The following is a 24,167-nucleotide window of genomic DNA, read 5'->3' as shown; positions in this document are numbered from 1 at the left end:
ACCATGACCGACACCGCCCTGCGCGCCCCCGCTGAGATCAAGTACGCCGAGGAGCTGGACTGGCTGGAGTCCATCGACGACAACCCCAAGCCGTTCTCCTGGCGGCTGAGCCCGAAGATGGTGCGGCTGTTCATCCTCGGTTCCGAGCGGGCCGACGGACTCGACCGGCAGATCGACCAGAAGTGGTTCGGTGACCGGACTTTCGTCGAGCGCAGCATCGTCACCCTGGCCTCCGACCGCGGCCTGCTGCTGATCGGCGATCCCGGCACCGGCAAGAGCTGGCTCGCCGAACTGCTCTCCGCGGCCATCAGCCGTAACTCCACCCTGGTGGTCCAGGGCACCGCGGGCACCACCGAAGACCACATCAAGTACTCGTGGAACATCTCCATGGTCATCGCCAAGGGCCAGTCCCGCGAGTCGATGATCCCCTCGCCCATCATGACCGCCATGGAACAGGGCGTGATCGGCCGCTTCGAGGAGCTGACCCGCTCCACCAGCGATGTGCAGGACGCCCTGATCTCGATCCTGTCCGAGAAGTATGTCTCCATACCGGAACTCGATGACGACAATGTCGTCTTCGCCAAGCCCGGCTTCTCGATCATCGCCACCGCCAACAGCCGCGACCGCGGCGTGAACGACCTGTCCTCGGCCTTGAAGCGGCGCTTCAACTTCGTGCGCATCCCGGTGGTGACCAACAAGCGCAGCGAAGCCGAGATCGTGCGCTTCCGCACCGCGGAACTGTTGCGCCGCCATCGGATCGACCTCGAACTGCCGCCCACCCTGCTCGACATCCTGCTCGACAGCTTCGCCGACCTGCGCGCCGCGGCCGCCGCCGCCGGAAGCGACGACGAGAAGCTGGAGTCGGCGCTGTCGACCGCCGAGCAGATCGGCGTGCTCGAGGACGCCATCCTGCACAGCCAGTTCTTCGGCGACGCCACCCTGCGACCGGAGATCCTGGCCGGCTCACTGGTGGGCTCGCTGGCCCGCCGCGCCCCGGAGGACCTGGCCATTCTCAACAAGTTCTGGCACGGTGTCGTCGAGCCGCGCAGCAAGGACCTCGGCGGCGACTGGGAGCCCTTCCTGGAGGGCGGCCGCGACGCCATCGCGAGGCTTTCGTGAGCCGGGCCGCCGCGACGGCCGACGTCGCTCCCGGCACCGCCCAGCACGCCCCTGCCACCGCGAGCGAGTTCTCCGCGCTGCGTATGCAATTGGGTGCCGCGGCCGAGCGGTTCGCGGGGCCGGGCGCACTCGCGGAGATCCTCACCGGCATGGTCGACGATGTCGACCGGGCCCTGCGCGAGGAATTGGAGATCTTCCCGGTCTGCCACCACTCCCCCGCGTCCGGGCTGGCCATGGTGCGCCGGCTGCGTGAGAAGCAGCCGAAGGTGATCTACCTGGAGCTGTGCGAGGACATGCGTCCGATGCTCGAGGAACTGCGCAACTGCACCCTCCCGGTGGCGGTGCAGGCGTGGGCGGGCGAGGTCGACGGCTTCCCCGCCGCCTGGGCGCCGCTGTCGGTGGTCGCGCCGATCACCGAGGCATCCGCCGAGTACCAGGCCATCTCCTATGCGCTCACCACACCCGGTGTGGAACTGGTGCTGGTGGACCGCTCGACCGACCACGTATTCCAGTGGTCGCCCCGTTCCGGCGAGTCGCCGCAGGAGCAGCCGCGGACTCCGCCCGGGGAACCCGAATCCACCGAGCCGCCGGTCGAGGAAGCCGAGCTGCACGGTGACGCCGTCGGTATCGAGATCGGCGATCTGCGACCGCATTTCGCCGAACTCGAGCAGCACCTGCTGCACCACGGCAAGGTGCGGCACTGGTCGGAATGGTGGGACCAGTATGTCGAGCAGCCGCTGTCGAACGCCGACTACGACACCTACCGCCAGGTCATGGTGCTCATCGGCAGTCTGTTCCGCCGTCTGCGCACCACCGACACCGATCGCGACGAGGACCGCGAGCGCTACATGTGGACGCGCATGCGCGAACATCTCCGGGCGACCGGAACCGATCCCGGGCACTGCCTCTACGTCTGCGGCGCCTTCCACGCGGCCAGCCGCGTCGAGCAGTTCGGCGTCGCCTCGCAGGCTCCGTTCGAGATCGGTCCGCGCACCGCGACGAAGTGGCAGTACGGCCTGATCCCGTCCAGCCATTCGGCGATCGAAGCGCAATTCGGGCTGGCCGCCGGTTCGGTCTCCATCGCGGCCGCCACCTGGTCCAAGGGGTTGAAGCGCAGCAAGCTGCAGCCGTTCGCGCTGGGCACGAAAACCACGGCGACCAAGTCCGGCACGAAGTCGGCCACAGCCGGGAAGAACGCCGCGAAAGCCGAAGGCGCCGAACGGGCTGTTTCCGACCAGCTCTCGGGTTTCCTATCGACACCGCCCCGGCTGGACAGCGTCGACGAGGCCGAACTGCTCGGCTGGTCGGTCGATATCGTCCGGCTCGCACGCCGCAACGGCTATCTCGCCAGCACCGCCGACGCGATCGCCGTCTACGAGACCTCGATCCTGCTGGCCGGGATGCGCAATCGTGCCCGCCCCACACCGTACGACTTCCAGGACGCGGCGATCACCTGCATCGAGAAGGACCGCGTGCCCGGCCGCCGCGATGTGCGGCGGCTCTGCGAGATCCTGCTCGGCGGCGACCGCATCGGTCGCGTCGGTTACGCCGCGCTGCCGCCGCTGGCCCAGAACGTCTACGACCGCCTGGTCCCGCTGGGCATCGACCCGAACAACCCCCGGGTCCAGCGCACCCTGCTAGACCTCGAGGCGAAACCCGAGCTGCGCCCCGGCTCGGATCTGCTGTGGATGCTGCGCAGACTGCTACCGGGCCACGCGGTGCGCCCCATCATGGGATCCCGCGGCCTGGGCGAACGCTCCATCCAGGAGAGCTGGGATGTCGCGATCGGCAAGTACCAGCGCGATCTGGTGGAGCTGGGCTACGAGGGCGTCACCATCGAACAGGTCCTCGAACAACGACTGCGCATGGAGGTCAACGGCCCCGAGGCCACCGCGGCACGCGCACTCTCCGCGGTCGAAGACGCACTCGTCTACCTGAATTCGGTCCGCCTGGCCGACGAACTCGGCTCCCGCGCGGTGGACCTGCTCACCGCCGAGCGCACCGTCGACGGCGCACCCGAAGTGCTCCGCCGCATCAGGGCGCTGATCGACTACTACCGCTCCACCGAGAACGGCCTGCCCGCCTGGTGCGGCCGCTTCGTCACCGCCGGCTACGCGCATTACTGCACCCTGCTCCCCACCGCCTTCACCGACGAGGCCACCGGCGTCCGGCCGGTGGCGGCCATGCTCGGCTTCCTGTTCGGCATGGAGAACCTGGCGCTGTCCCTGGGCTGCGACCACCGCCAGCTCGAACTGGCCGTCGAGCAGTCCCATCCCGAGGCCCCCGCCAAGGTGGCGCTGCTGTGGGCGACCCGCATGCAGCTCGGCATGCTCACCCTCGCCGATCTGCGCGAGCGCTGCGACGCCATGCTCGCCAATCCTCTTGTGATCCCGGCTTTCCCGCAGTATCTGAGCGGTTTCATCCAAGCGATGGACCCGGTGCCCTCGATCAAGTCGTTCGTCGTCGAACTGCTGTCCAAAGCGTTCGGCCGCCTCCCCGACGCGATCCTCCTGCCGTGGCTGCCCTCCCTCATCACCACCCTGCGCGGCCAGGCCGGTGAACTCGTTCCCGCCTTGACGCGGGAAGCGGGCCGCACCTTCCCCGGCGACCGGACGAGCATCGAATCGTTCGTCCCGCCGTGGTCGCGTCAGCCCAAGCAGTCCACCGGATCCGGGCCGGCCACCGCGACGGACGGACCGGCCGGCGAACTGCTGCGCGGGCACCCGGCGACCTGCGATGCCTACGCGGCATTGCTCGGCTACGAGGGCCACTGGCGGGAACTCCATGCCGCACCGCACGCCGCGGCCACCGCGCTGGTCGAGGCGCACCCGCAGGCCGCGACAGCACTCGCGGCGCTGCTTCCCGTCACGGGGTGAACCGGCGCTCCGGGGTGGCGTGCTCCAGCGAATTCGCCGTCGCGCCACCTCGGAGCCCGCACCGCGCACGCGTTCGGCAGGCGGAGCAGCCGGTCAACCGCGCAGGCACTCGATCAATAGCTCCGGCCGCATCGTTCGCGGCCGGTCGCTCACCTGTCCGTCGCCGAGTTCCACCAATCGCCAGGAACCGTCGGCGCGCAGAACGAAGTCCGCGGTGACGAACGGGAGCGCGAGACCGGCGATGTTCCGTTCGAACTCCTTCGGCGCGAACCCGGCCCGGGGCATGTCCTCCGGCGAATCGGGATGCGGTCCCACCAACCGGCAGACGCCGTCGACCCACCAGGTGCGCACCTCGGCCGATACGAACTGCTCGAATCGCCGGACGACGAACCCGCCCGTCAGGTCGTCCCCGCGCAGTTCCAGGAATCTGCTCGCCACGCGCCAGGCGCGCTCCGCGTCGTCCACGTCGGGAATGAAGGCCGCCTCGTGCCAGTAGTGCTTCATCGACTTGGTGTAGTCGCGGAGCACGGCGGGCCCGGAGCCCAGTTCCCGGAGTGCACCGTCGAAGGCGGCACGATCGTCGCCGGTGGTCCACGCCGACCGAGGCGTGATCTCGGACAACCCGGAGTACCATCCGGGCAATTCATGAGCACGCCGGTACTGCTCGGCACCGGTGCGCAGCAGCACATTTCGGCTCCGTAGCACTCGATCGAAGGCTGCGTAACGGTCGCCGGACAACATCCATCCCCGATAGACGGCCTGCCCTTCGACGCGAACCCGGCGAACCGCTTCGTCCGCGCCATCGGGACGGGTCAGTGCGTCATGATCGACAACGGCTACGTCCATCCCTGCCGCACGGGCCGCATCCGCCTCCGCGGCGAAGTGCTCATCGACGCGGGAAGCGCGCAACGGGTCGGCCGGTACAAGGAGAATCACGCGATGCAGCCTCGCACGCCGCACCGCTCCGCGACAGCCCGTGACCCATGGGCGGCAGCTTTCACCGCAGCCCGAGGTAGTCGGCCATCTGTTCGGCGGCGTGGCGGAACAGCGGTTCGGCGGGGTCGGCGCTGCCGGTGAACTGGCCGAACAGTTCGAAGCTGATCAGCCCGAACAGCTGGGACCAGACGATGAGCAGGCGAGTGAAATCCTCGGGCTCCAGGCCCAGGTCTTCTCTCGACAGCACCGTCTGCATCTGTTCGGCGAGGGCGGGATCCAGGGGGCTGGAAAAGGCCGGTCGCAACGGCTTTCCGGTATGGAGGATTTCGCTGAGCCGCCGGACTACGCGGGTGCCGGAGTCGACGGTCTCCGCCGGGGCCTGGTAGCCGGGGACCGGGGAGCCGTAGATCAGGGCGTATTCGTGCGGGTGTGCCAGCGCCCAGGTGCGGATCGCCGCGCAGACCAGCAGCCACCGTTGTCGCACCGGTGCTTCGGGCCGGTCGGCGCGTTCGGCGGCGTCGCCCAAGGCGTTGTACGCGTCGATGACGAGGGCGGTGAGCAGGTCGTCGCGGCTGGGGAAATAGCGGTAGATCGCCGAGGAGGCCATGCCGAGCGCGCGGGCGACCGCGCGCAGGGACAGTTGCGCCGAGCCGCCCTCGGCGAGTTGGCGCGTGGCCTCCTGCTTGATCTCGTGGGTCAGCTCGTCGCGGGCCCGCTGCCGGGCCGTGCGGATCGCGGTCATGACCGACAGTCTGCCAGAGCGTCACACCGAAAAGAGAGCACTGCTCTTGATTTTCTGCCACGCGGCGTGTTCACTGTTCTATATAGAGAGCAGTGCTCACAAAGGAGAACATCGCATGCGTCATATCGAGGCCGGGCGGCTGGGCAATCTCTTCAACGGGGTCTTCCGGTGGATCACGGGTAAAGGGGTGAGCCTTTACGGCGCTCAACTGGTGGCGGTCCGCGGCCGCAAGAGCGGCGAGTGGCGGACCAATCCGGTCAATCCTCTGACCTTGGCGGGCGAACGCTTTCTCGTCGCCCCGCGCGGGCACACGCAGTGGGTCCGCAACCTGCGGGCCGCCGGCGGTCAGGGGCAGCTGCGGTTGGGCAAGCGGGTGACGCCGTTCACCGCTGTGGAACTGAGCGACGAGGAGAAGCCGCCGGTCCTGCGCGCTTATCTCGAGCGCTGGAAGTTCGAGGTGGGCGTCTTCTTCGACGGACTCGACCACACCTCCTCCGACGAGGAGCTGCTGCGCGTGGCCGCGGGCTATCCCGTCTTCCGGCTCGCCTGAGCGCCCCTTCGGAGACGGTCCTGGGGTGCCGTTCCGTGCGGCACCCCAGGACGGTCAGTGCACCGCGAGGACCGGTTCCTCCAGGTCGCCGGACTGCTCCTGGCTTTCGGAGCGGGCGGGCAACAGCACCGACATGGCGATCACACCCAGCGCCAGGACGGCGACGACGGCGAACGCCATCCGCATACCGTCGAGCTGGGCGGCCTCGGCCGAGGCCCCCTCGGCGAGCAGACCCGTGCTCCGGGCCGACATCACGGTGACCACCAAGGCGGTGCCGAAGGCGGCCGCCACCTGCTGCAGGGTGCCCAGCAGCGAACTGCCGTGCGAGTACAGCGGCTGCGGAAGGGCGCCGAGGCCGAGGGTGAAGACCGGGGTGAAAGTCGCGGCCAAGGCCACCATGAGCAGGATGTGCAGGGCGAGCAACTGCCAGTACGGCATGGTCATGGAGATCCGGGTGAAGCCCGCCAAGGAGACGGCGATGCCGACCGCGCCCGGGATCACCAGCACCCGACCGCCGAACCGGTCGAACAGCCTGCCGACGACAGGACCGAGCAGCCCCATCGCCAAACCGCCCGGCATGACCAGCATGCCGGTGGCCAGCGGGCTCAGATCCCGCAGGTTCTGCAGATACAGCGGCAGCAGGATCATCGAACCCATCATCGCCAGGAACGCGATGACCATCAGGCCGAGGGCGATGGTGTAGTTGCGGTGCAGGAGCACGCGCAGGTCCAGCAATGGGCTGCCGGTGCGCTGCCTGCGGATCTGACGGAACACGAAAGCCGCGATCAGCGCCGCGCCCGCCGCGGCGATCAGCGCGGGCTCGGCGAAGCTCCCGCTCTCGAAACGGCTGAGCCCGAACACCAGACCACCGAAGCCCAGGCCGGAGAGCACCACACCGATCCAGTCCAGCGCGCTCGCCTCCGGTTCGCCCACGTTCTCCAGGCGTCGCAAGCCCAGCCAGGTCACCACACCCGCGATCGGCAGCACGAGCACGAACAGCCAGCGCCAGGACGCGACCTGCAGCACCAGGCCCGACACCACCGGTCCCATCGCGGGCGCGACCGAGATCGCCAACGTGACCTGCCCCATGACCCGGCCGCGGTCGCGCTCGGCCACCACCGTCATCAAGGTGGTCATGAGCAGCGGCATCATCACCGCGGTGCCGCCCGCCTGGACGATTCGGCCGATCAGCAGCACCGCGAAGGTGGGCGCCACCGCCGAGAGCGCGGTGCCGGTGACGAACACGCCCATGGCGACCGCGTAGGCGGTGCGCGTCGAGACCCGTTGCAGGAACCATCCGGTGGTGGGAATGACAGCCGCCATCGTCAGCATGAACGCCGTCGACACCCACTGGGCCGCACGCTCGGTGACCCCGAGATCCGTCATGAGACGCGGGATGGCGTTCATCATGATGGTCTCGTTGAGGATCACCACGAAGGTGGCGAGCACCAGCACCCGGACGACCAACGGCGTCCGCGGTCTCGACGGCGGAGCGGTTGATTCGGCGATCATTCGGGATACCTCCGGGCACGACTGGTCAACGGCACGAGCGACCCGATCGAGCAGAACGCCATCACGCCGTCCGGGCCTACCGGAACAGACGGGGTTCAGGGCTCGAAGTCATCGGGCGTGTCAGTATCTCCGGACGCACCGACACAAAGCATCCGATTTTCCGTCCACGCACGTCGATGGGCCCCATGGCCGCTGCCGCCCACGCGAACCGCACCTGCCGAACGCGCGGCCGGTGATCAGTCCGCGCGCAAGCAGAGGACCAGCCAGCCGGTTTCGGTGCTGGTACGCACCCAGGCCATCGAGCCGCAGTCGTCGATATCGGTGGTCCGGTCCACCACCCTGTGGGTGGACGAGCCGGAACCGCAGGTGGCGGGGGTGACGGTGACGTCACTGACGCCGTTGCCCTGGTCGGCGCCCACGACGCGATGGATGCAGGTGCCGATGCGGGCGTCGAGAATCGCCTGGCTGGTGCGGTCGGCCGCCGAGGCGGGGGTGGCGGTGACGCGCGCTGTGCTCGTGGGGTAGCGACTGGTGGAGGTGGAGTAGCCGGAGTCGTAGGCGTCGAAGCTCTCGGTGACCTGGTCGACCACGGCGAAGATGACGAACGCCGATGCCGCGGCGGCGACGGTGTACAGGTAACCGATGACCAGCCCCGCGATGGCCAGGCCGCGCCCCTCCTCGTGACGGCGCTTGATCTGCGACATCGCGATGTGGCCGAAGACGATGCCGAGCGGGGCGATCAGGAACGAGGTGACCAGGGCGGCGATCGCCATGCCGTTGGTGCGCGAGGCCGTCGCGGGCGTGCCGTTCGGGGCGTACGTGGGCTGTCCGTGAGGTACGCCCGCCACCGGGTGCGATCCCGACGAGGCATGGGCCGCGGGCATCGCTTGCGTACCGGGCGCCGTGTGTGCGCCCGCGACGGGGTAGGGGCTCGCCATCGGATGCGATCCGGTGGTCGCGGGCGCTGTCCGCAGGGGGTACGAGCCCGAGCCGGCATACGCGGGCACCGACGCCGGCCGGTCGGCTCCCGGGATCGGATGACCTGGCTGCACCGGGTGTGGTTGCGAGGCATACGGATTCGCCGACCGACCGTAGGGCCCGCTACCGCCGGGCGGCCGCGAGGCAGCGGCGTATTCGGCGCGTACCGACGGCACCGTCACCGACGCGATGATCGCGGCCAGTGCCACCACGATGATCGCCACGGTGATCACCGTGGTCCCCAGTCCCCATTCGTCGGGCTCGATCACGAATCGCATGAGCGTCATGAAGGCGGCGATAGCGAGCAGCGGGAGCACCACGGGACGGGTCGGAAGTGTTTGCCGCGGAATGGGACCGGGCCACCAGATCAGGGCCGCGACACCGGCGAGGACGGCGGGCAGCAAGCCGAGGAGCACGGCGGCGGGCGCGGGACCGGCGACGCTCCAGCGGGTCCCGATCATCCAGCCGATGACCGCCACCAGCTCCGCGACGCACAGAACGGCGATCCACAGCGCCGCATTACGTCCCGCACGCAGCCAGGTCCGCCCCGGCGCGAGGGCGTCCGGCCCGGTGAACACCGGATAGCCGAGGCCTGCCACTGCGGCGGGCACCAACACGGCCAGGCCGTAGAAGCCCCAGCCGAACAGCTCGGTGGTGCCGTCGTTGCCGACCAGCAGTACGCCGCCGATCACCAGGCCGAGCGCGATCGCGGGCGCGGTCAGCCGCCAGCTCGGGTCCCGGCGGGTGAGGCCGAGCGCCACGACGAGCGTCGCCGCGAGGGCGGGCAGGGCCGTCATCGGCGCGGCGATGACGGTCACGAAGGGCTGATCGTCCACGCCGTAGAACAGGATCGAGCCCTGCTCGTCCACCAACGAGAACAGTGTGCCGACCATCAGCCGCACCAGCGCGAGAACCGAGGCACCCACGGCGATCCAGGCCAGAATCCTGGTCGCCTTCCGCCAGCGGTCCTCGTCGTTCGCCGAGACCCGGTCGTAGCCGCGTGGCTGCGCCGTGGCCACCGCCGCGACGAACGCGCCCCAGACCCCCACGCCGACACCCGCGTTCCGGGGCATCCACTCGGCGACATCGATGATCGAGATCATCATGTCCCACAGCACGACCCCGACGCCGAGCAGCGCCAGCGGAGCGACAGCCGCGATGCGCGCCGTCCGAAGTGCTGTCCCGCCGGGCGCCACGGTGGTCCAGCCACAGGAGACGAACGCGGACGCGACCACCACCACCGCGGCGGCGATGAGGAACAGGAACGCCATCACCACCAGCGCCGTGGGGCCGTCGGTGACCGAGAACTCGCGGTTCCACGGCAGCGTCAGCGCGAGCAGCAGGCCGGCGACGGCGATTCCGTCACGGAGCAGATCCGTGCGTCGAAGGGCGCCAGCGGACAGGTCGTCGCCGTTCATGCTTTGCCTCCAGATTGCCGGACACGGGCAAGTCGATCTTGTGCCCGCGCCGCTCAGTCTGGCGCGTCGAAAGGACGCACACCATCGTCTGTTCGCTCGTCATTCACTCGACCGACAGTGCGGTCGCGGTCCGTTCGGACAGGAACCTCGCCAGCGCGGCGGCCCGGTCGGGATCGGCATCGCCGGACTCGCCACCGGGACAGAATCGGGCGCGGACACAGCCGATTCCGGCGTGTTCGAAGACGATGTCGACGATGGTGTCCCGGTGGGTGAGCACCAGTGCCGCCAGCGGACGGCGAGATCCGTCGTGCCTGGCGTACGCGAGGTCGAGGTCGAGGTCGGCGATCGTGGGCGCGACGAAATCGAACACATTGCCCACCCGCAGGAAGCGACGAATGGTCGAGTCCTCGGCGATCTCGTGCACCGCCAGGATGAGCGCTCCCAGATCGGCGGCGGGGACGACGACGGCGAACTCGGGCACCGGACCGATGGTCATCACGAGGTCCTCGGGGCGCGGCCGCCCCGCACTCCCCCGCGCTGCGGATGCGCGCACGGCATCGCTCCTCCTGCCTCGGTCGTCGGCGCCCGCACGAGCGGGCACCCGGCATCGCGCGAGTCGCTCCGGCATGGTCCCGGTCACACCGCTCGCGCGGTCAGTTTCACCGGCATCCCGGCTCACCGACAGTCGTGCGTTCGACCGACACGGCCCCTGGTTACCGGCGGGACACCCATCGAACCGGTCGACACGAGGACCTGCCTGCTTCAGAATCTCTGCAAGTGCCCGGCGGTTGCCACCCACCCGAGGGCCGGAGTTCTTCAGGAGGATCGATGCGGGGCGAAAGCACTGTGCGAGCGGAACCACGCAGGATCGGCGTCGTGGAGGACCATCGCGTCACCATCGCCGGATTGCGCCAGATCCTGACCGATGAACCGAGCGTGCGGATCGTCGCCGACGCCCCCTCGGTGCCGGAATTGCTCGCCATCACCGACGATCTGGACCTGGTGATCCTGGATCTGCGACTGCCGGACGGCTCTTCGCCGGTCAACAATGTGCAGCAGTTGCGCGCGGCGGGGATCGAGGCGCTGGTGTTCACCTCCGGCGACGAGCCGTTCCTGGTCCGTTCGGCCGCGCGGGCCGGCGTGCTGGGGGTGGTCCGCAAGTCCGAGCGCGACGAATTCGTCGCCGCCGCCGTCCGCGACGCCGCCGACGGCAAGCTCGTCCCGACCATGGACTGGGCCGCCGCCATCGACTCCGACGACGAGTTCACCGAGGTCAAACTGAGTCCCCGGCAGCGAGAGGTGCTGGCGCTGTACGCGTCCGGGGAGTCGGCGACCCGAGTGGCCACACTGTCCGGGGTGTCGGAAGACACCGTCAACGCCTATCTGGCGCGGATCAGGCAGAAGTACGCCGAAGCGGGCCGTCCGGCCAGGACGAAGACCGAACTCTACAAGCGTGCTCTGGAGGACGGATGGCTCCCGATACCGCGCCGGCGCCGCTGAGGCCCGCGCGGGCGAATACGCCCGAGAACGCCGACGGCAGAGCCGAAGACCGCATCACCCGGTTGTTCGCGCGCTTCATCGGGTCGGGCTATCTGTTCTATCTGCTGCTGCTGGTGCCCGACATCATCAGGGAGGCAGGGGTACTCGCGCCGTGGTGGACCGCCTTCGCGCTGCCCGCCGTCTTCGGTCCCCCGGTCGCGGCGGGACTGTTGTCCTTCCGTCGCGATCTGACCCCCGCCCGGCGCGCGGCCGCCGGCTCGGCCGTCGGGTACGCGGCCGCTGCCTTCACCTGGCCGCTGGCCTGGGACGGCACACTGCTGCCGAGCGACCAGTGGATGTCCTACATGCCGGGGCTGGCCGCGCTGGCCGCCGCGGTGGCATGCTCGCCCGCGACGACACTGATCGCGCTCGTCGTCTGCCTGGTGCCGGTCGAGTTGATCAACTATCACTGCCGGATCCCCGAACTGCGCGGTGTGCTGGTGCCGGACATGATGTTCGCGCTGGCGTTCTGCCTGTTGTACGTGTCGGCGGCGTTGATGGCGATGCGCACCGGCCGATTGCTGGATCGCACGCGCGCGCAGGCGCATGCGGCGGCGGCCGCGGCGGCATCGACCCAGGCCCGCAATGTGCAGCGCGCCCGCTACAACGCGCTGATGCACGACTGGGTGATGTCGACGCTGCTTGCGGCGGCCCGGCGCACCGACCGCGCGGAGGTGCGCCGGCAGGCGGAGCTGGCCATCGCCAAACTCGACGAACTCGAACCGGAGAACGTGGCGACCTACCCGGGGCGGGCTCTGATCGCGAGCCTGCGTACCGCCGTCGCCGATGTCGACGACACCGTCGAGGTGAGTGCGACGGTGCGGGAGGGCTGCGAGGACGAGAGCTACCCCGCCGAACCGGTGCAGGTGCTGGGCGCGGCGCTCGCCGAGGCGGTCCGCAACAGTGTCCGTCATGCCGGACCCGACGCGATACGACGGGTACAGGCGACTCTCGCACCGGATCGCATCGAGGTCGTGGTCACCGACGACGGCGTCGGCTTCGACGTCGACGCGATCGCGCCGCACCGGCTCGGCGTGACCGTCAGCATCATCGGGCGGCTGCGCCGATTGCCCGGCGGCGAGGTCGAGGTGCGGACTTCTCCCGGTGCGGGAACGACCGTCCACATGGCATGGCAGGGGGTCGCCGGATGACGGAACAGCCCGCGCCCGTACGCGACGCGCGCACGCTGCTCGGCATGGACACCCGGCCGGCGTGGGCGGTCGCGACGTTCTACCTCTGCGCGCTGGCCTCGCTCGCCGTCGCGTCCTGGGGCGAACTGCCGCGGCGGTGGCCGGTCGTGCTGGCGCTGGCGATCGTCACCGCCGCCACCGTGACGCTGCTGGTGGCCCGCGCCGACCCGCTGTCGCGGCCGCTCACCGTCGCGCTCGCGCTGTCGATCCCGGCGGGCAGCGCGCTGGTCATGTTCAATCTGCCGCCGGAGCCGGATCCGATGGCGATGACCTGGCATTTCGGCGGTGGTTCGGTGACGGCGACCTTCCTCTGCGTGCGGGGGCGAACGCCCGCCGCGTGGATCGGCCTGTGCGCCATGATCGCGGTGTCGGCGAGCTGGGCGCAGCACGCGGGGCACGGCATCGGGTACGGGCTGGGGATGTCGGTCATCAATTTCGGGCCGCTGCTGATGTCGACGTTCTTCGCCTACACCCTGCGCCCCGCCGCGCAGCAGATCTTCCAGCTGCACGAGGAGTCCACCCGGCAGGCCGCTGCCGACGCCGCCGCGACCGCGGCGCTGGAAGAGCGCCGCGAGCAAACCGCCGACCTCGACCGCATGGTGCGCCCCATGTTGCACCGCATCGCCGGGCCGGATCCCCTCGGCGCCGAAGACCGCGCGGAGTGCCGGCTGGTGGAGGCGCAGTTGCGTGACAACCTGCGTGCCCCCGCGCTTTCGGTGCCCGAGATCACCGCCGCGGCCCGCACCGCGCGCGCCCGCGGAGTCGATGTGGTGCTCGTCGACGACCGCGGTCTCGACAATTCCTCTCCGGAGGTGAAATCGCGGCTGATCGGTCTCGTCGCCCGGGAATTGGCGCGGGCCGAATCGGGTTCGGTGATGGTGCGGGTGCTGCCGCCGAATCGACAGTTGCTTGCCACGATGGTCGTCGATCACCCGGTGGCCGGGATCCGGCGCACGGAAGTCCGTCGCGACGGCACGCCACAAGAGCATTCGGTCACCGATGATCCGGCATTCGGCTCCCCGGAGACGGTCCCCGTCGAATAGTTGTTGAGGTTGCTAACTTTGACACCATTTTCGGGGTCAAGTAATTGGAATCTGCCGCACCGAAAGGTATCTGGCTAATCTGTGGTGAACCGGCCGAGCCGACCGGTGGCCGGAATGTGAAAGGAATGACCGCCGATGGTGTCGACCCCGGAGGATCGCGAGCCCGCGCAGCCGAAGCCGCGCGAGCAGCGAACGGTGTCCGACCTGCCTCGTGCGCCCGCTCTGAGCGCGCGCGAAGTCGAGGTTCTGCTCGCCTGGATCGCCCGCGATTCCAAGGCCGAAGTCTGCCGTGACCTCCATATCGCCCTGGGCACCATGAACACTCACCTGACCAGGATCAGGGAGAAGTACGACCGCGCGGGGCGATCGGCGCCCACCAAGGCGGCGTTGATGGCGCGCGCGCTGCAGGACGGTCACCTGAGCATCGACGATCTGTAGCGACCACCGGCGGCGCGGACCCGCGAACGGGCGAGCGCCGCCGCCTCACTCGATGAGATTCTCGCTTTTCAGCCACTCGTAGGCGACGTCGGAGGGGTCTTCGCCATCGATGTCGACGCGCCCGTTGAGTTCCTGCAACAGGTCGTCGGAAAGACGCTCGGAGAGCGCGCGTATCAGGCCGGGTAATGCCGGATACCGGTCGATGATCTCGGCGCGCACGACGGCGGTGCCGCTGTAGGGCAGGAAATAGGTCAGATCGTCCCGGAGCACGGTCAGATTCAAATTCTTGATCCGGCCGTCGGTGGTGTAGACCATGCCGAAATTGCACGGTTGGCTTCGTGCCGTCGCCGGATAGATGACACCGGCGTCCATCCGCGTGACATTGCCCGCCGGCACACCTGCCGGATCGTTGTAGGGAATCCCGTACTTTTGCAGCATCGGCAGGAATCCGTCGGCGCGGCTGAAGAACTCGTCGTCCACGCAGAAGGTGCGCTCGGCCACCGGCAACGCCGCCACCTGTGACAGCGAGGTCACCTTCAGCCGTTCGGCGGTCGCCGCCGCGGCGGCGAAGGCGTAGGTGTTGTTGAAATCGGCGGGCTCGAGCCAGACCAGGTCGTACTCGCTGCGCTCGATATCGCGCACCCGCCGCCACAGTTCGCGCGGATCGGTGATCACCTCCGTCTGTCCGTGGTAGTTCACCCAGCCGGTCCCGGTGTACTCCCACAGCACGTCGGCATCGCCGTTGAGCTGCGCCTGCCGCGAGGAGGCCGAGCCCGGCGCGCCGGTGAGATCGGTGACCTGCGCACCCGCCGCCGCCAGATAGGTCGCGGTGATCTTGCCCAGCAACACGCCTTCGGTGAAGCTCTTGGAGGTCACCACCACTTTCGCGCCGTCGAGCGGTCGCTGCTCGTCGGGCAGGCTCGCGGCGTGGAAGGTGCCCGAGGAACTCACCAGACCGCAACCGGCCAGGGCCGCCACGGCGACCGCGAGGGCTGCGACCGGTCCGGCCAGCCGCCTCCGTATCCCCGGCCCGCTCACGAGAGTCCCCGGGGAGTCGCGGCCAGTTCGACCAGCCGGCCGAGCCAATCGATGATCAGGGCCAGCAGCCCCACCAGGACGGCGCCGGAGACGAGCAGTTTCGGCAGGAACAGCGTGACGCCGGTGGTGATCAGCGTGCCGAGACTGGTGGCGCCGATGAAGGTGCTCAGGGTCGCGGTGCCGACCAGGATGACCAGCGCGGTGCGTACCCCGTTGAGGATCACCGGCACCGCGAGCGGCAACTCGACCTGCACCAGGGTGCGCACGGCGGAGAAGCCGATGCCGCGCGCGGCCTCGATGGTGCGCCGGTCCACCTGCCGCAACCCGACGATGGTGTTCTGCAGGATGGGCAGCACCGCGTAGACCACCAGACCCACGACGGCGGTGCGGAATCCGGTGCCGAGCCAGAAGGTGAACAGCACCAGCAACCCGACCGCGGGCGCGGCCTGGCCGATATTGGCGATATTGACCGCGATCGGCTCGAGCCGCCGCAGCGCGGGCCTGGTCAGCAGGATGCCCAGGGGGATCGCGATGACGACCACGATCACGGTCGCCACCAGGGTCAGCTTCACGTGCTCGACGATGGTGGTCTGCAGGTTGGCCCAGCCCAGGGATGCCTGTTCGGTCGCGGTGAGCGTCGCCGACCGGTACCACAGGATGTAGCCGGCGCCGAGGGCCAGGATGATCAGCGGCTCGAACCACACGTCGATCGGCAGGCGGGAGAAACGTCGCGCGAGCGACGATTTCCCGGCCACGGGCGCGCCGACCGCGGGCGCGGTGCTCGTGGCGCTCATGACGCCTCGGCCGATCCGGGCTCGTCGGCGGCGACCACGGGAGTCGGCGTGGGATCGGTGCCGGGCACGTAGGTCTCGTAGGAAAGGTTCTCCTGTTCGGCGCGGCTCTCGGCGAGCTTGGCGCGGATCACCTCGGTCACCGCCTCGATGCCGAGCGAACCGACGACCGCCCCGCGACCGTCGGTGACCAGCACGGCGCCCTGGCTGGTGGCGAGCATGGCGTCGAGCGCGTCGTTGAGCGTGGAGGAGCGCGCGACCACCGGCAGCCGCCGGTCGAGGTAGTCGGAGATCTCCGGCTTGCTCTGCACTTCCGCCAGCGTCGGCCAGGAGCGGGGGCGATCGTGCTGGTCGACGACGACCACCCAGGTGTGCCCGGCGGCTTTCGCTCGGGCGAGCACCTCCCCCGTCGGTTCGCCGACGCGGGCGACGGTCACCGCCTGGGTCCGCACATCGCTCACCCGGGAGACCGTGAGGTAGGCCAGCTTCGCACCCGAGCCGACGAATTCCTCGACGAAGGGCGTCGCCGGATCGGTGAGGATCTGCTCCGGCGCGGCGTATTGCTCGACGTGACCGCCCTCGGAGAGGATGAGCACTTTGTCGCCGAGTTTGGTGGCCTCCTCGAAATCGTGGGTGACGATCACGATCGTCTTGCCCAGTTCCTGCTGGATCGCGATCAGGCTGTCCTGCAGGCGGACCCGCGTGATCGGATCGACCGCGCCGAACGGCTCGTCCATGAGCAGCACCGGCGGGTCGGCCGCCAGCGCGCGCGCCACGCCGACGCGCTGTTGCTGGCCGCCGGACATGTCCTTGGGCAGCCGGTGAGCGAACTCGGCGGGGTCGAGGCCCACCAGGTCGAGCAGATACTCGGTGCGTTCGGCGATGCGCGCGCGATCCCAGCCGAGCACCCGGGGGATGGCGCCGATGTTCTTGGCCACCGACCAGTGCGGGAACAAGCCGCCGGACTGGATCACGTAGCCGATGCCCTGGCGCAGCTTGTCGGGATCCTCCTTCGTGACATCGCGGCCGCCGATCAGAATGCGACCCTCGGTGGGTTCGATGAGCCGGTTGATCATCTTGAGGGTGGTGGTCTTGCCGCAGCCGGACGGGCCGACGAAGGCGACGATGTCGCCGGCTTCGATCTCCAGATCGAGTCGGGCGACCGCCGGGGTCCGCTGGCCCCTGTAGCGCTTGACGACCGAGTCCAGAACGATTCCGGCGCCGGTGACCTGGCGTTCGCGTGCGGTGCCAACTGTCGCCATCACAGTCCTTTCGCGATCGTGAGACGCCCGAGCAGGACGAGCAGTGCGTCGAACACCAAAGCGACGGCGACGATGAGAACGGTTCCGGTGACCGCCATTTCGAGTGCGTTCGCGCCGCCGAGCCGGGAGAGTCCGTTGAAGATCAGCGATCCGAGGCCTGGGCCGAGGACATAGGCGACGATGGCGGCGACGCCGACGATCATCTGCGTGGACACCCTGATGCCGGTGAGGATCACCGGCCAGGCGATCGGCAGTTCGACGGTCAGCAGGATCCGCCACCGCGAAAGCCCGATCCCGCGTGCCGATTCCACCACCGGGGCGGGCACCGAGCGCAGCCCCACGATGGCGTTGCCGATCACCGGCATCGCCGCGAAGAAGGCGAGCATGATGAACGAGGGCACCACACCCAGGCCGAAGGGCACCAGCAGCAGCGCCAGCAGCGCCAGCGAGGGGATCGTCAGCGCGACCCGGCTCGAGGTCAGCGACAGCGCCGCGGCCAGCGGGAATCGATAGACGGCGACCGCGACGAGCACGGCGACGACCGTGCCGACCAGGACGGTCTGGAAAGCCAGGGAGGCGTGCTGGTAGGTGAGGAACACCAGCGTCTCTTCGCGCCCTCGGATATAACTCCACACATTCACGCCGAGATCCCATCGTCAGCCGATGACCGGCCGGCACTTCCGCGGGTGGCGACCGCAACATGTGCCGCCGAATGGTAGGCGATTCTGCCGGACCGCATGGCTTGCGGCACGCCGAATCGCCCGATTCGGTCTAGGCGACCGAGACGAGCCCGGAGTACTTCGAGGCGTCGCCCGCGATCACGGTGCTGGTCGAGCCGTCGACGCCGACCGGGATGTCGCCGGCGAGGGTGATGCGGGTGAGCCTGCGATGTTCGGCGGCGTCGTAGTCATCGATGGCGTAGTGCTGGGTGGCCAGGTTGTCCCAGATCGCCACGTCGCCGAGTTCCCAGTCCCAGCGGGTGGTGTGCTCGAGGCGGGTCACCCGGTCCTGGAAGAGACGGAACAGCGCGTGCGATTCGGTGCCGGGCAGCCCGACGATGCGCTTGACGAAATTGCCGAGCAGCAGGGCGCGCTCACCGGTGTCGGGGTGGACGTGCACCACCGGGTGCTCGACCTCGAAATAGGTGGACTCGAACTCGCGACGGTAGGCCTGAGCGCTCTCGTCCGGGTTGTCCTCGGCCTCGGCGGCGTAGTCGTAGCGGTTGTCGTGGCGGGCGCGCAGGCTCTCGGCGAGCCGCTTGAGCGGCTCGGGCAGCGAGTTGTAGGCGGCCACGGTGGAGGCCCAGGTGGTGGAGCCGCCGTAACCGGGCAGGGTGACCGCACGCAGGATCGAGGCCTTCGGGACGCGGTCGACGAAGGTGACGTCGGTGTGCCAGCTGTTGGCGCGCCCCTGCGTGGAATCGATGGCCAGGCTCTTGGTGCCCGCCGACTCGACGGTCGGGTGCGGGGTGGTCGGCGTGCCGAGGAGCCGCGCGAACTCGTACTGGCCGTCCTCGGTGAGGTGGTGCTGGCCGCGGAAGAAGATCACCTTGTGCTCGGCCAGGGCCGCGCGGATGGCGGCCACGGTGGCGGCGTCCAGGTCGCCGCCGAGCCGCACGCCCTCGATCCGGGCGCCGATGTGCGCGCCGAGCCTGACCACCCGGACCCCGGTCTCGACGGGGGCGTGGTGGGCGATTGCGCGATCGACGGACATGCTCACGGCCTTTCACTCGAACCTGCGACAGCTCGGATTCCATCAGCCGCTCCCCCGCGCCGCCAGGGTTGGCGTCACCGAGATTCGAACCGGCAACCATCCAGCGAACCCGGGATGGGCTTCTCGTCACCGCCGTTCGACGCGGGAACGCCGGCCTGCTCGGGCCTCGTCAGCTCCGGTCGCGGAAGGTGGTGGCCCGCCGCGAGCGCCAGGCCGCGTTGACGTAGCGCTTCGATTCCCCGCTTCCTCGCGGCGGGTCGTAGCGAACGGCCGGCGCCAGGGTGGTGAACCCCTCGACCTCGTCGGTCTCGGTCAACCCCGCCCGCAGGGCGAGCTCGAGCAGCAGGCGATCGTCGGTGGCCAGCCCCATACCCCGGCGCAGCGCGGTCGCCAGAATGAGCAGATCGTTGAACGAATTGCGGCGATGCCGCTTGAGGTTGTTGCCGGTGGCCAGGAAATCCCGCAGCAACGCGACCGCGGTATCGATATCGCGCTCGGTCAGTGGGATCGGCTCGATACCGGCCCGTGCCACGAATTCGCTGCGCTCTTCGACGATTCTGCCGATATCCCGGCCGACAGCCCAGGTCGCGACCGTGTGCAGAATGTCGGTCGCACCCGCTGTCTGCAACTCGGCGAGCGCGTGATGGGATTTCTCGTAGGTGGTCACGAATCCGTACCGGGACAATTCGACGGGGAAATCGACGACGAGCCGATCGGTGGTGTTCTTCCACGCGACACCCTGCTGGATGCGCGAGCGGTGCCGCTCCAGATCGGCGGGCGAGGACACCCGCGCCGCCCGCCGCGCGCCCGACATGCGCGGCAGCAGATAGCGATAGCCCCAGCCCGTGGTGGCCTGCATGCCGTACAACTCCTGCAACGCCGTCGTGCTGACCGCCAGCTTGTCCTGACCGGGCCGATCGATCCCGCCCTGCTGCCACTTCGAGAGGTAGTTCGTGTCGAGCAGAATGCCGTTGGAAATGCCGAAGCCCCTTCCGCCCGAAAAGAACTGCTTCGTCACCCTCCGGCGCTCCCGCCGCGGCGAACATGCGAGCAGACAGCATCGTAGCAACCCCTTCGACCTCGCGCGATCCTTGTGCCGCAACATATTTCGACGATATTCGCGTCAAGGGTTGCGATCACGGTGCGGTGAAATATCGCGCGGCGGAGCGCGGCCGCCTGAGCGCCTTTCCATCATGCTGATCCAGTTCGTTGCTTTTGGAAATGAATGGGCCGCATGCTGAGGGCGTGTGTGCCGCCTCCCGGTGGCCGGTCAGGAGGAGTGGTGCAGCGTGCGAGGGTCCGGCCCGTCGGGTGTCGCCGGTCATGAGTTTCGGCAAGGGGGCACTGCTCGCCGCGGCGGCCGCGGGACCCGAGGAACGCGATGCCCGCACCCTGCGCACCGGGTTGGCGATCATGATCCGCGGGTGCCGCACGCATCCGTGGGCCGCGACGGGCGCGGTGGTCAGCGGGCTGGTCAACGCCGTCTGCATGGTGCTCGCGGCCAAGGCCGTGGGCTGGAGCACCGATCACGTGGTGATCCCGAGCTTCCGTGACGGCGAGTTCGCCGCGGGGGCCGCCGCGCTCGGCGCGCTCTTCGTGCTCGGCGTCTCGCTGCTGCGGATCGTCACGATCATCACCCGCCTGGTGGCCACCGGCACGGTGCAGTTCCACAACGAGGCGGCCGACCGCAAGGCCGTCGTCGCGCAGTATCTGCGGCTCGGGGTGTCCTGGCACCGGCGGCGACCGGCCGGGCAACTGGTCTCCGGCGTGATCTCCGATGTGGAGACCGCGTGGGATCCCATGCAGCACTTCCCCTTCGCGGTGGGAATGGTCGCCATGCTGCTGCTGGTGATGGCCGACATCGTGCTGCTGGACTGGTGGCTGGCGCTGGTGGCCGGGGTGCTCATCCCCCTCGTGTTCGCCGCGAACCTGCTCTACCAGCGGGTGCTCACGCCACGGGCGCGCGCCGCGCAACGCGATCGCGCGGTGCTCAGCGGACTCGCGCACGAAGCCGTGGCCGGTCGTCAGGTGGTGCGCACGCTCGGCATCACCGATCACGAGATCGCCCGGTTCGCCGCGGCCGCCGACGACTCCCGGATGAGCAACCGCCGGATGGGCGACGCGGGCGCCATCTTCGACCCCGCCATCGAACTCATGCCGCCGCTGGCCTCCCTGGTGATCCTGGCGGTCGGCGTCTCCCGGGTGGAGGCCGGGATGCTGGGGATCGGCTCGCTGGTCGAGGTGGTCTATCTGCTCATCACCACCGCCATCCCGCTCAATGTCATCGCTCGCTTCCTGGGCGTGCTCCCGCTCGGAGTGGCCGGGCACGGACGCATGGAACAACTGCTGTCCACCGTCGAACGCCCCGCGCACGGACAGCGTGCGCTGCCCGAGCAGGAAGGCGGCGTCGAAGTCGCCCTCACCGGTGCGACCTTCGGTTACGCGCCGCGCGGCGAGGGCGTGCGCAGCGACGCAGCCGCCGTCCGCGAACTCACACTGCGGGTGCGTCCCGGCGAGGTCGTCGCGGTGGTCGGCGCGACCGGCGCCGGCAAGAGCACGCTGCTGTCGCTGCTCGCTCATCTGCTGGAAGCCGATCGCGGCGGCGTCGCGCTCAGCGGTGTCGACACCCGGCTGCTCGCCCCCGACGCGGTGCGGCGCCGCACCGCACTGGTCACCCAGAACCCCTTCCTCTTCGCCGATTCGGTGCGGGCCAATATCACCCTCGGCGTCGAGCACGCGGGCATCGAGCGCGCGCTGGGGCTGGCGTCCGCGCGCGCTTTCGTCGAGACCCTGCCCGGGGGATTGGACACCGCGCTCTCCGATGCCACGCAATTGTCCGGCGGACAGCGCCAGCGCATCGCCCTGGCACGCGCGGTCTATCGCAGACCGGGCCTGTTGCTGCTGGACGACGCCACTTCGGCGCTCGACCCGCTGGTGGAGCGCGCGGTCGTGGACGCGCTGCGCGCCGAGTACGGCGGCGACGACCGGCACACCACCGTGGTCCTGGTCGGTCACCGGGCCGCCACCATCGCGCTGGCCGACACGGTGGTCTTCCTTTCCGGGGGTCGCATCGTGGCGCAGGGCACCCATGAGGAACTGCTCGACACCGAACCCGGCTATCGCGCACTGCTCGGGGCATACGACACGACTCCCGAGAACCACATGGACTCCACGGTGTCCGAGACCCCGGAGCGACTGTCATGAGCGAGACCCGCTACAGCACCACCGCGCTGTTGCGCCGGATCCGGCGCGACACCGTGTTCCCGCGGCGCGTCGTGGTCTCGATCCTGCTGCTGGCCGTCGTCGCCGCGTCCGGGCGCATCGTCATCCCGGTGACCATCCAGTGGGCGCTGGACCATGCCCTGATCGGCGAGGTCGACGAGGCCACCCGGAGCCGGGTGGTCACGCTCGCGGTGGCCACCGGCGTGATCGCCGTGCTGCTGGCGATGCTCGCCTCGGCGCTGATGAACCTGCAGCTCGTGCGGACCGTCGAGAGCGCGCTACGGGATCTGCGGGTGGCCGCCTTCGAGCGCATCCTGCGCCTGTCGCCCGCCGATCCGCGCGCCGACTCGGCCGGGTCGCTGGTCGCCCGGGTCACCAACGACGTCGACATCGTCACCCTCTACGCCCAGTCCGGCGGGATCACGCTGGTCCAGAACCTCTCCCAGATGCTGCTGGCGCTGATCGTCATGACGGTCTACTCGTGGCCGCTGGCGCTGCTGGTGCTGCTGGTCGGCGTCATGGTGCCGATAGCGGGACGCACGCTGCAGAGGTGGGTGGCGCGCCGTTTCGACGTCGTGCGCGCGGCCGTCGGCGAGCTCTACGCGAGTCTGCTCGAGATGCTGGTCGGCATCGATACGATCCGCGGCTACGGCATCGAGAAGCGGATGCGCGAACGGGTCGACGCCCGGGTCGACGCGGTGCTCGACGCACAGCGACGGACCCTGTGGCCGATGGGCTTCAACGTCTCCATCGGCGAGATCGCCAGTGGTCTGATCACCACGGCGGTGCTGGTGGTGGGTGCGGCGGCCGGTGTCGGGGTGTTCGGCGTCGATCTGCGGCTGAGCGCGGGCGATATCGTCGCGTTCCTGTTCCTGGTGACCTTCTTCGTCCGCCCCATGCAATTCGCGGTGTCCAGCCTCGCCGACGCCCGCAATGCCGAGGCGGGATTGCGGCGCGTCGTGGAGATTCTCGATCTACCCGCGCCGGAGCGGGATTCGGCCGGCTCGGCGGTCGCCCTGCCGTCCGGCCCGCCCGCGGTGGAGCTGTCCGGACTCGGCTTCGAATATGTGCCGGGCCGTCCCGCCCTGCGCGACATCGACGTCCGGCTCGCACCGGGCGAACATGTGGCGGTGGTCGGTGAAACCGGTTCCGGCAAGAGCACCTTCGCGAAACTGGTGACCAAACAGCTGCTGCCGACCTCGGGCACCCTCACGATGTGGGGCGTCGACATCACCGCCATCACCGACGAGGCGCTCACCCGCCGGGTGGCGATCGTGCCCCAGGACGCGTTCCTGTTCGATCGCACCGTCGGGGAGAACATCGCGCTCGGCGGTGTGGACGCCACCGAGGACGAGGTGCTCGCCGTACTCGCGCAGCTCGGGCTCACCGACTGGATCGAGGGCCTGCCCGACGGCCTGGCGACCAGGGTCGGTCAGCGGGGAGAATCGTTGTCGGCCGGTGAGCGTCAGCTCGTCGCGCTGGCCAGGACCGCCCTGGTGAATCCGGATCTGCTGGTGCTCGACGAGGCCACCAGCGGCGTGGACGCGGGCACCGATGTGCGGGTGCAGCGCGCGCTGACCCGGCTCACCAGGGGCCGGACCACGCTGACGATCGCCCACCGGATGCACACCGCCGAGACCGCCGACCGGGTGCTGGTGTTCCACGACGGACGCATCGTCGAAGACGCCCCGCACGAGGATCTGGTCGCCCGCGACGGGCGCTACGCCCGCCTGCACGCGGTATGGGCGCGCGATTCGATCACCGCGCGCCATCCGGTATCCAGCGAGGTCGGCGGCTGAT

Annotated in this window: 20 protein-coding genes; 9 read left to right on the top strand and 11 right to left on the bottom strand. The window is 69.4% G+C overall.

Features of this window, described 5'->3' with window-relative positions:
- Positions 1–3 precede the first annotated feature (3 nt).
- Both ON26_RS31100 and ON26_RS31095 read left to right on the top strand, forming a co-directional pair.
- Positions 4–1,119, top strand: coding sequence for an ATP-binding protein (locus ON26_RS31100; RefSeq protein WP_040801951.1), 1,116 nt, complete (start codon positions 4–6; stop codon positions 1,117–1,119).
- Positions 1,116–3,995, top strand: coding sequence for a DUF5682 family protein (locus ON26_RS31095; protein WP_040801949.1), 2,880 nt, complete (start codon positions 1,116–1,118; stop codon positions 3,993–3,995). Before ON26_RS31100 ends, ON26_RS31095 begins: the two co-directional genes overlap by 4 nt.
- 93 nt (positions 3,996–4,088) lie before the next feature.
- Here the strand turns inward: ON26_RS31095 and ON26_RS31090 are convergent, their stop codons facing one another.
- Positions 4,089–4,682 carry an ATP-grasp domain-containing protein gene (locus ON26_RS31090; protein ID WP_245546138.1) on the bottom strand — a complete coding sequence of 198 codons (594 nt, stop codon included), beginning with the start codon at positions 4,680–4,682 and terminating at the stop codon, positions 4,089–4,091.
- Between the two features lie 310 nt (positions 4,683–4,992).
- The gene (locus ON26_RS31085; RefSeq protein WP_040801947.1) at positions 4,993–5,673 is read right to left on the bottom strand and encodes a TetR/AcrR family transcriptional regulator; all 681 of its coding nucleotides are present in this window, start codon (positions 5,671–5,673) and stop codon (positions 4,993–4,995) included.
- 115 nt (positions 5,674–5,788) lie between these two features.
- Between ON26_RS31085 and ON26_RS31080 the strand changes: the two genes are divergently transcribed.
- The gene (locus ON26_RS31080) at positions 5,789–6,223 is read left to right on the top strand and encodes a nitroreductase/quinone reductase family protein (RefSeq protein ID WP_040801945.1); all 435 of its coding nucleotides are present in this window, start codon (positions 5,789–5,791) and stop codon (positions 6,221–6,223) included.
- Positions 6,224–6,277: 54 nt separating this feature from the next.
- Here the strand turns inward: ON26_RS31080 and ON26_RS31075 are convergent, their stop codons facing one another.
- From ON26_RS31075 to ON26_RS31065, 3 genes are all read right to left on the bottom strand, one after another.
- Positions 6,278–7,735, bottom strand: a complete 1,458-nt coding sequence (locus tag ON26_RS31075; RefSeq protein WP_040801943.1) for an MDR family MFS transporter — start codon at positions 7,733–7,735, stop codon at positions 6,278–6,280.
- A gap of 236 nt (positions 7,736–7,971) precedes the next feature.
- Entirely contained in the window at positions 7,972–10,131 is a 2,160-nt protein-coding gene (locus ON26_RS35030) for a DUF7937 domain-containing protein (protein ID WP_051028037.1), read from the bottom strand.
- 103 nt (positions 10,132–10,234) lie between these two features.
- Positions 10,235–10,627 carry a hypothetical protein gene (locus tag ON26_RS31065; RefSeq protein WP_040801941.1) on the bottom strand — a complete coding sequence of 131 codons (393 nt, stop codon included), beginning with the start codon at positions 10,625–10,627 and terminating at the stop codon, positions 10,235–10,237.
- Between the two features lie 332 nt (positions 10,628–10,959).
- On the opposite strand from ON26_RS31065, the gene ON26_RS31060 reads away from it, so the two are divergent.
- The 4 genes from ON26_RS31060 (at position 10,960) to ON26_RS31045 (ending at position 14,341) form a co-directional block, all read left to right on the top strand.
- Positions 10,960–11,631 (top strand): response regulator transcription factor, encoded by a 672-nt coding sequence (locus ON26_RS31060; RefSeq protein WP_040801939.1) that lies wholly within the window; start codon positions 10,960–10,962, stop codon positions 11,629–11,631.
- Entirely contained in the window at positions 11,601–12,821 is a 1,221-nt protein-coding gene (locus ON26_RS31055; protein ID WP_083884508.1) for a sensor histidine kinase, read from the top strand. The genes ON26_RS31060 and ON26_RS31055 overlap by 31 nt, the downstream gene beginning before the upstream one ends.
- Positions 12,818–13,903, top strand: a complete 1,086-nt coding sequence (locus ON26_RS31050; protein ID WP_051028034.1) for a DUF8320 family protein — start codon at positions 12,818–12,820, stop codon at positions 13,901–13,903. Before ON26_RS31055 ends, ON26_RS31050 begins: the two co-directional genes overlap by 4 nt.
- A gap of 135 nt (positions 13,904–14,038) precedes the next feature.
- Positions 14,039–14,341, top strand: a complete 303-nt coding sequence (locus ON26_RS31045; protein WP_157172101.1) for a LuxR C-terminal-related transcriptional regulator — start codon at positions 14,039–14,041, stop codon at positions 14,339–14,341.
- A gap of 45 nt (positions 14,342–14,386) precedes the next feature.
- On the opposite strand, the gene ON26_RS31040 is transcribed toward ON26_RS31045, so the two are convergent.
- The 6 genes from ON26_RS31040 to ON26_RS31015 all read right to left on the bottom strand — a co-directional run bounded on the left by ON26_RS31040 (position 14,387) and on the right by ON26_RS31015 (position 20,163).
- Positions 14,387–15,379: a glycine betaine ABC transporter substrate-binding protein gene (locus ON26_RS31040; protein ID WP_245546137.1), complete on the bottom strand. Its 993-nt coding sequence runs from the start codon at positions 15,377–15,379 to the stop codon at positions 14,387–14,389.
- Positions 15,376–16,173 (bottom strand): ABC transporter permease, encoded by a 798-nt coding sequence (locus tag ON26_RS31035; protein WP_051028031.1) that lies wholly within the window; start codon positions 16,171–16,173, stop codon positions 15,376–15,378. Before ON26_RS31035 ends, ON26_RS31040 begins: the two co-directional genes overlap by 4 nt.
- Complete coding sequence (locus tag ON26_RS31030) at positions 16,170–17,432, bottom strand: ATP-binding cassette domain-containing protein (protein ID WP_040801937.1); 1,263 nt, start codon at positions 17,430–17,432, stop codon at positions 16,170–16,172. Before ON26_RS31030 ends, ON26_RS31035 begins: the two co-directional genes overlap by 4 nt.
- Positions 17,432–18,073, bottom strand: a complete 642-nt coding sequence (locus ON26_RS31025; RefSeq protein WP_040801933.1) for an ABC transporter permease — start codon at positions 18,071–18,073, stop codon at positions 17,432–17,434. The genes ON26_RS31030 and ON26_RS31025 overlap by 1 nt, the downstream gene beginning before the upstream one ends.
- Before the next feature lie 130 nt (positions 18,074–18,203).
- Complete coding sequence (locus ON26_RS31020; protein WP_040801931.1) at positions 18,204–19,145, bottom strand: TauD/TfdA dioxygenase family protein; 942 nt, start codon at positions 19,143–19,145, stop codon at positions 18,204–18,206.
- A gap of 169 nt (positions 19,146–19,314) precedes the next feature.
- The gene (locus tag ON26_RS31015; protein WP_040801928.1) at positions 19,315–20,163 is read right to left on the bottom strand and encodes a PIN domain-containing protein; all 849 of its coding nucleotides are present in this window, start codon (positions 20,161–20,163) and stop codon (positions 19,315–19,317) included.
- A 305-nt stretch (positions 20,164–20,468) separates the two neighbouring features.
- On the opposite strand from ON26_RS31015, the gene ON26_RS31010 reads away from it, so the two are divergent.
- Both ON26_RS31010 and ON26_RS31005 read left to right on the top strand, forming a co-directional pair.
- Positions 20,469–22,349 carry an ABC transporter ATP-binding protein gene (locus tag ON26_RS31010; RefSeq protein WP_051028028.1) on the top strand — a complete coding sequence of 627 codons (1,881 nt, stop codon included), beginning with the start codon at positions 20,469–20,471 and terminating at the stop codon, positions 22,347–22,349.
- Positions 22,346–24,166: an ABC transporter ATP-binding protein gene (locus ON26_RS31005; protein WP_051028025.1), complete on the top strand. Its 1,821-nt coding sequence runs from the start codon at positions 22,346–22,348 to the stop codon at positions 24,164–24,166. The genes ON26_RS31010 and ON26_RS31005 overlap by 4 nt, the downstream gene beginning before the upstream one ends.
- Position 24,167: the final 1 nt, after the last annotated feature.

It is taken from the genome of Nocardia higoensis NBRC 100133 (genome assembly GCF_000308595.1).
In the GTDB taxonomy this organism is placed as follows: domain Bacteria; phylum Actinomycetota; class Actinomycetes; order Mycobacteriales; family Mycobacteriaceae; genus Nocardia; species Nocardia higoensis.
Note: the sequence above shows the minus strand (reverse complement) of the source record. Positions and strands in the feature narration are given on the sequence as shown.

What these genes read in the sequence shown, in the direction of transcription:
- ON26_RS31100 (WP_040801951.1), top strand. Translation starts at nt 4, where the DNA reads ATGACCGACACCGCCCTGCGCGCCCCCGCTGAGATCAAGTACGCCGAG.
- ON26_RS31085 (WP_040801947.1), bottom strand. Translation starts at nt 5,673, where the DNA reads ATGACCGCGATCCGCACGGCCCGGCAGCGGGCCCGCGACGAGCTGACC.
- ON26_RS31080 (WP_040801945.1), top strand. Translation starts at nt 5,789, where the DNA reads ATGCGTCATATCGAGGCCGGGCGGCTGGGCAATCTCTTCAACGGGGTC.
- ON26_RS31075 (WP_040801943.1), bottom strand. Translation starts at nt 7,735, where the DNA reads ATGATCGCCGAATCAACCGCTCCGCCGTCGAGACCGCGGACGCCGTTG.
- ON26_RS35030 (WP_051028037.1), bottom strand. Translation starts at nt 10,131, where the DNA reads ATGAACGGCGACGACCTGTCCGCTGGCGCCCTTCGACGCACGGATCTG.
- ON26_RS31065 (WP_040801941.1), bottom strand. Translation starts at nt 10,627, where the DNA reads ATGACCATCGGTCCGGTGCCCGAGTTCGCCGTCGTCGTCCCCGCCGCC.
- ON26_RS31060 (WP_040801939.1), top strand. Translation starts at nt 10,960, where the DNA reads ATGCGGGGCGAAAGCACTGTGCGAGCGGAACCACGCAGGATCGGCGTC.
- ON26_RS31055 (WP_083884508.1), top strand. Translation starts at nt 11,601, where the DNA reads ATGGCTCCCGATACCGCGCCGGCGCCGCTGAGGCCCGCGCGGGCGAAT.
- ON26_RS31050 (WP_051028034.1), top strand. Translation starts at nt 12,818, where the DNA reads ATGACGGAACAGCCCGCGCCCGTACGCGACGCGCGCACGCTGCTCGGC.
- ON26_RS31045 (WP_157172101.1), top strand. Translation starts at nt 14,039, where the DNA reads ATGGTGTCGACCCCGGAGGATCGCGAGCCCGCGCAGCCGAAGCCGCGC.
- ON26_RS31035 (WP_051028031.1), bottom strand. Translation starts at nt 16,173, where the DNA reads ATGAGCGCCACGAGCACCGCGCCCGCGGTCGGCGCGCCCGTGGCCGGG.
- ON26_RS31030 (WP_040801937.1), bottom strand. Translation starts at nt 17,432, where the DNA reads ATGGCGACAGTTGGCACCGCACGCGAACGCCAGGTCACCGGCGCCGGA.
- ON26_RS31020 (WP_040801931.1), bottom strand. Translation starts at nt 19,145, where the DNA reads ATGTCCGTCGATCGCGCAATCGCCCACCACGCCCCCGTCGAGACCGGG.
- ON26_RS31010 (WP_051028028.1), top strand. Translation starts at nt 20,469, where the DNA reads ATGAGTTTCGGCAAGGGGGCACTGCTCGCCGCGGCGGCCGCGGGACCC.
- ON26_RS31005 (WP_051028025.1), top strand. Translation starts at nt 22,346, where the DNA reads ATGAGCGAGACCCGCTACAGCACCACCGCGCTGTTGCGCCGGATCCGG.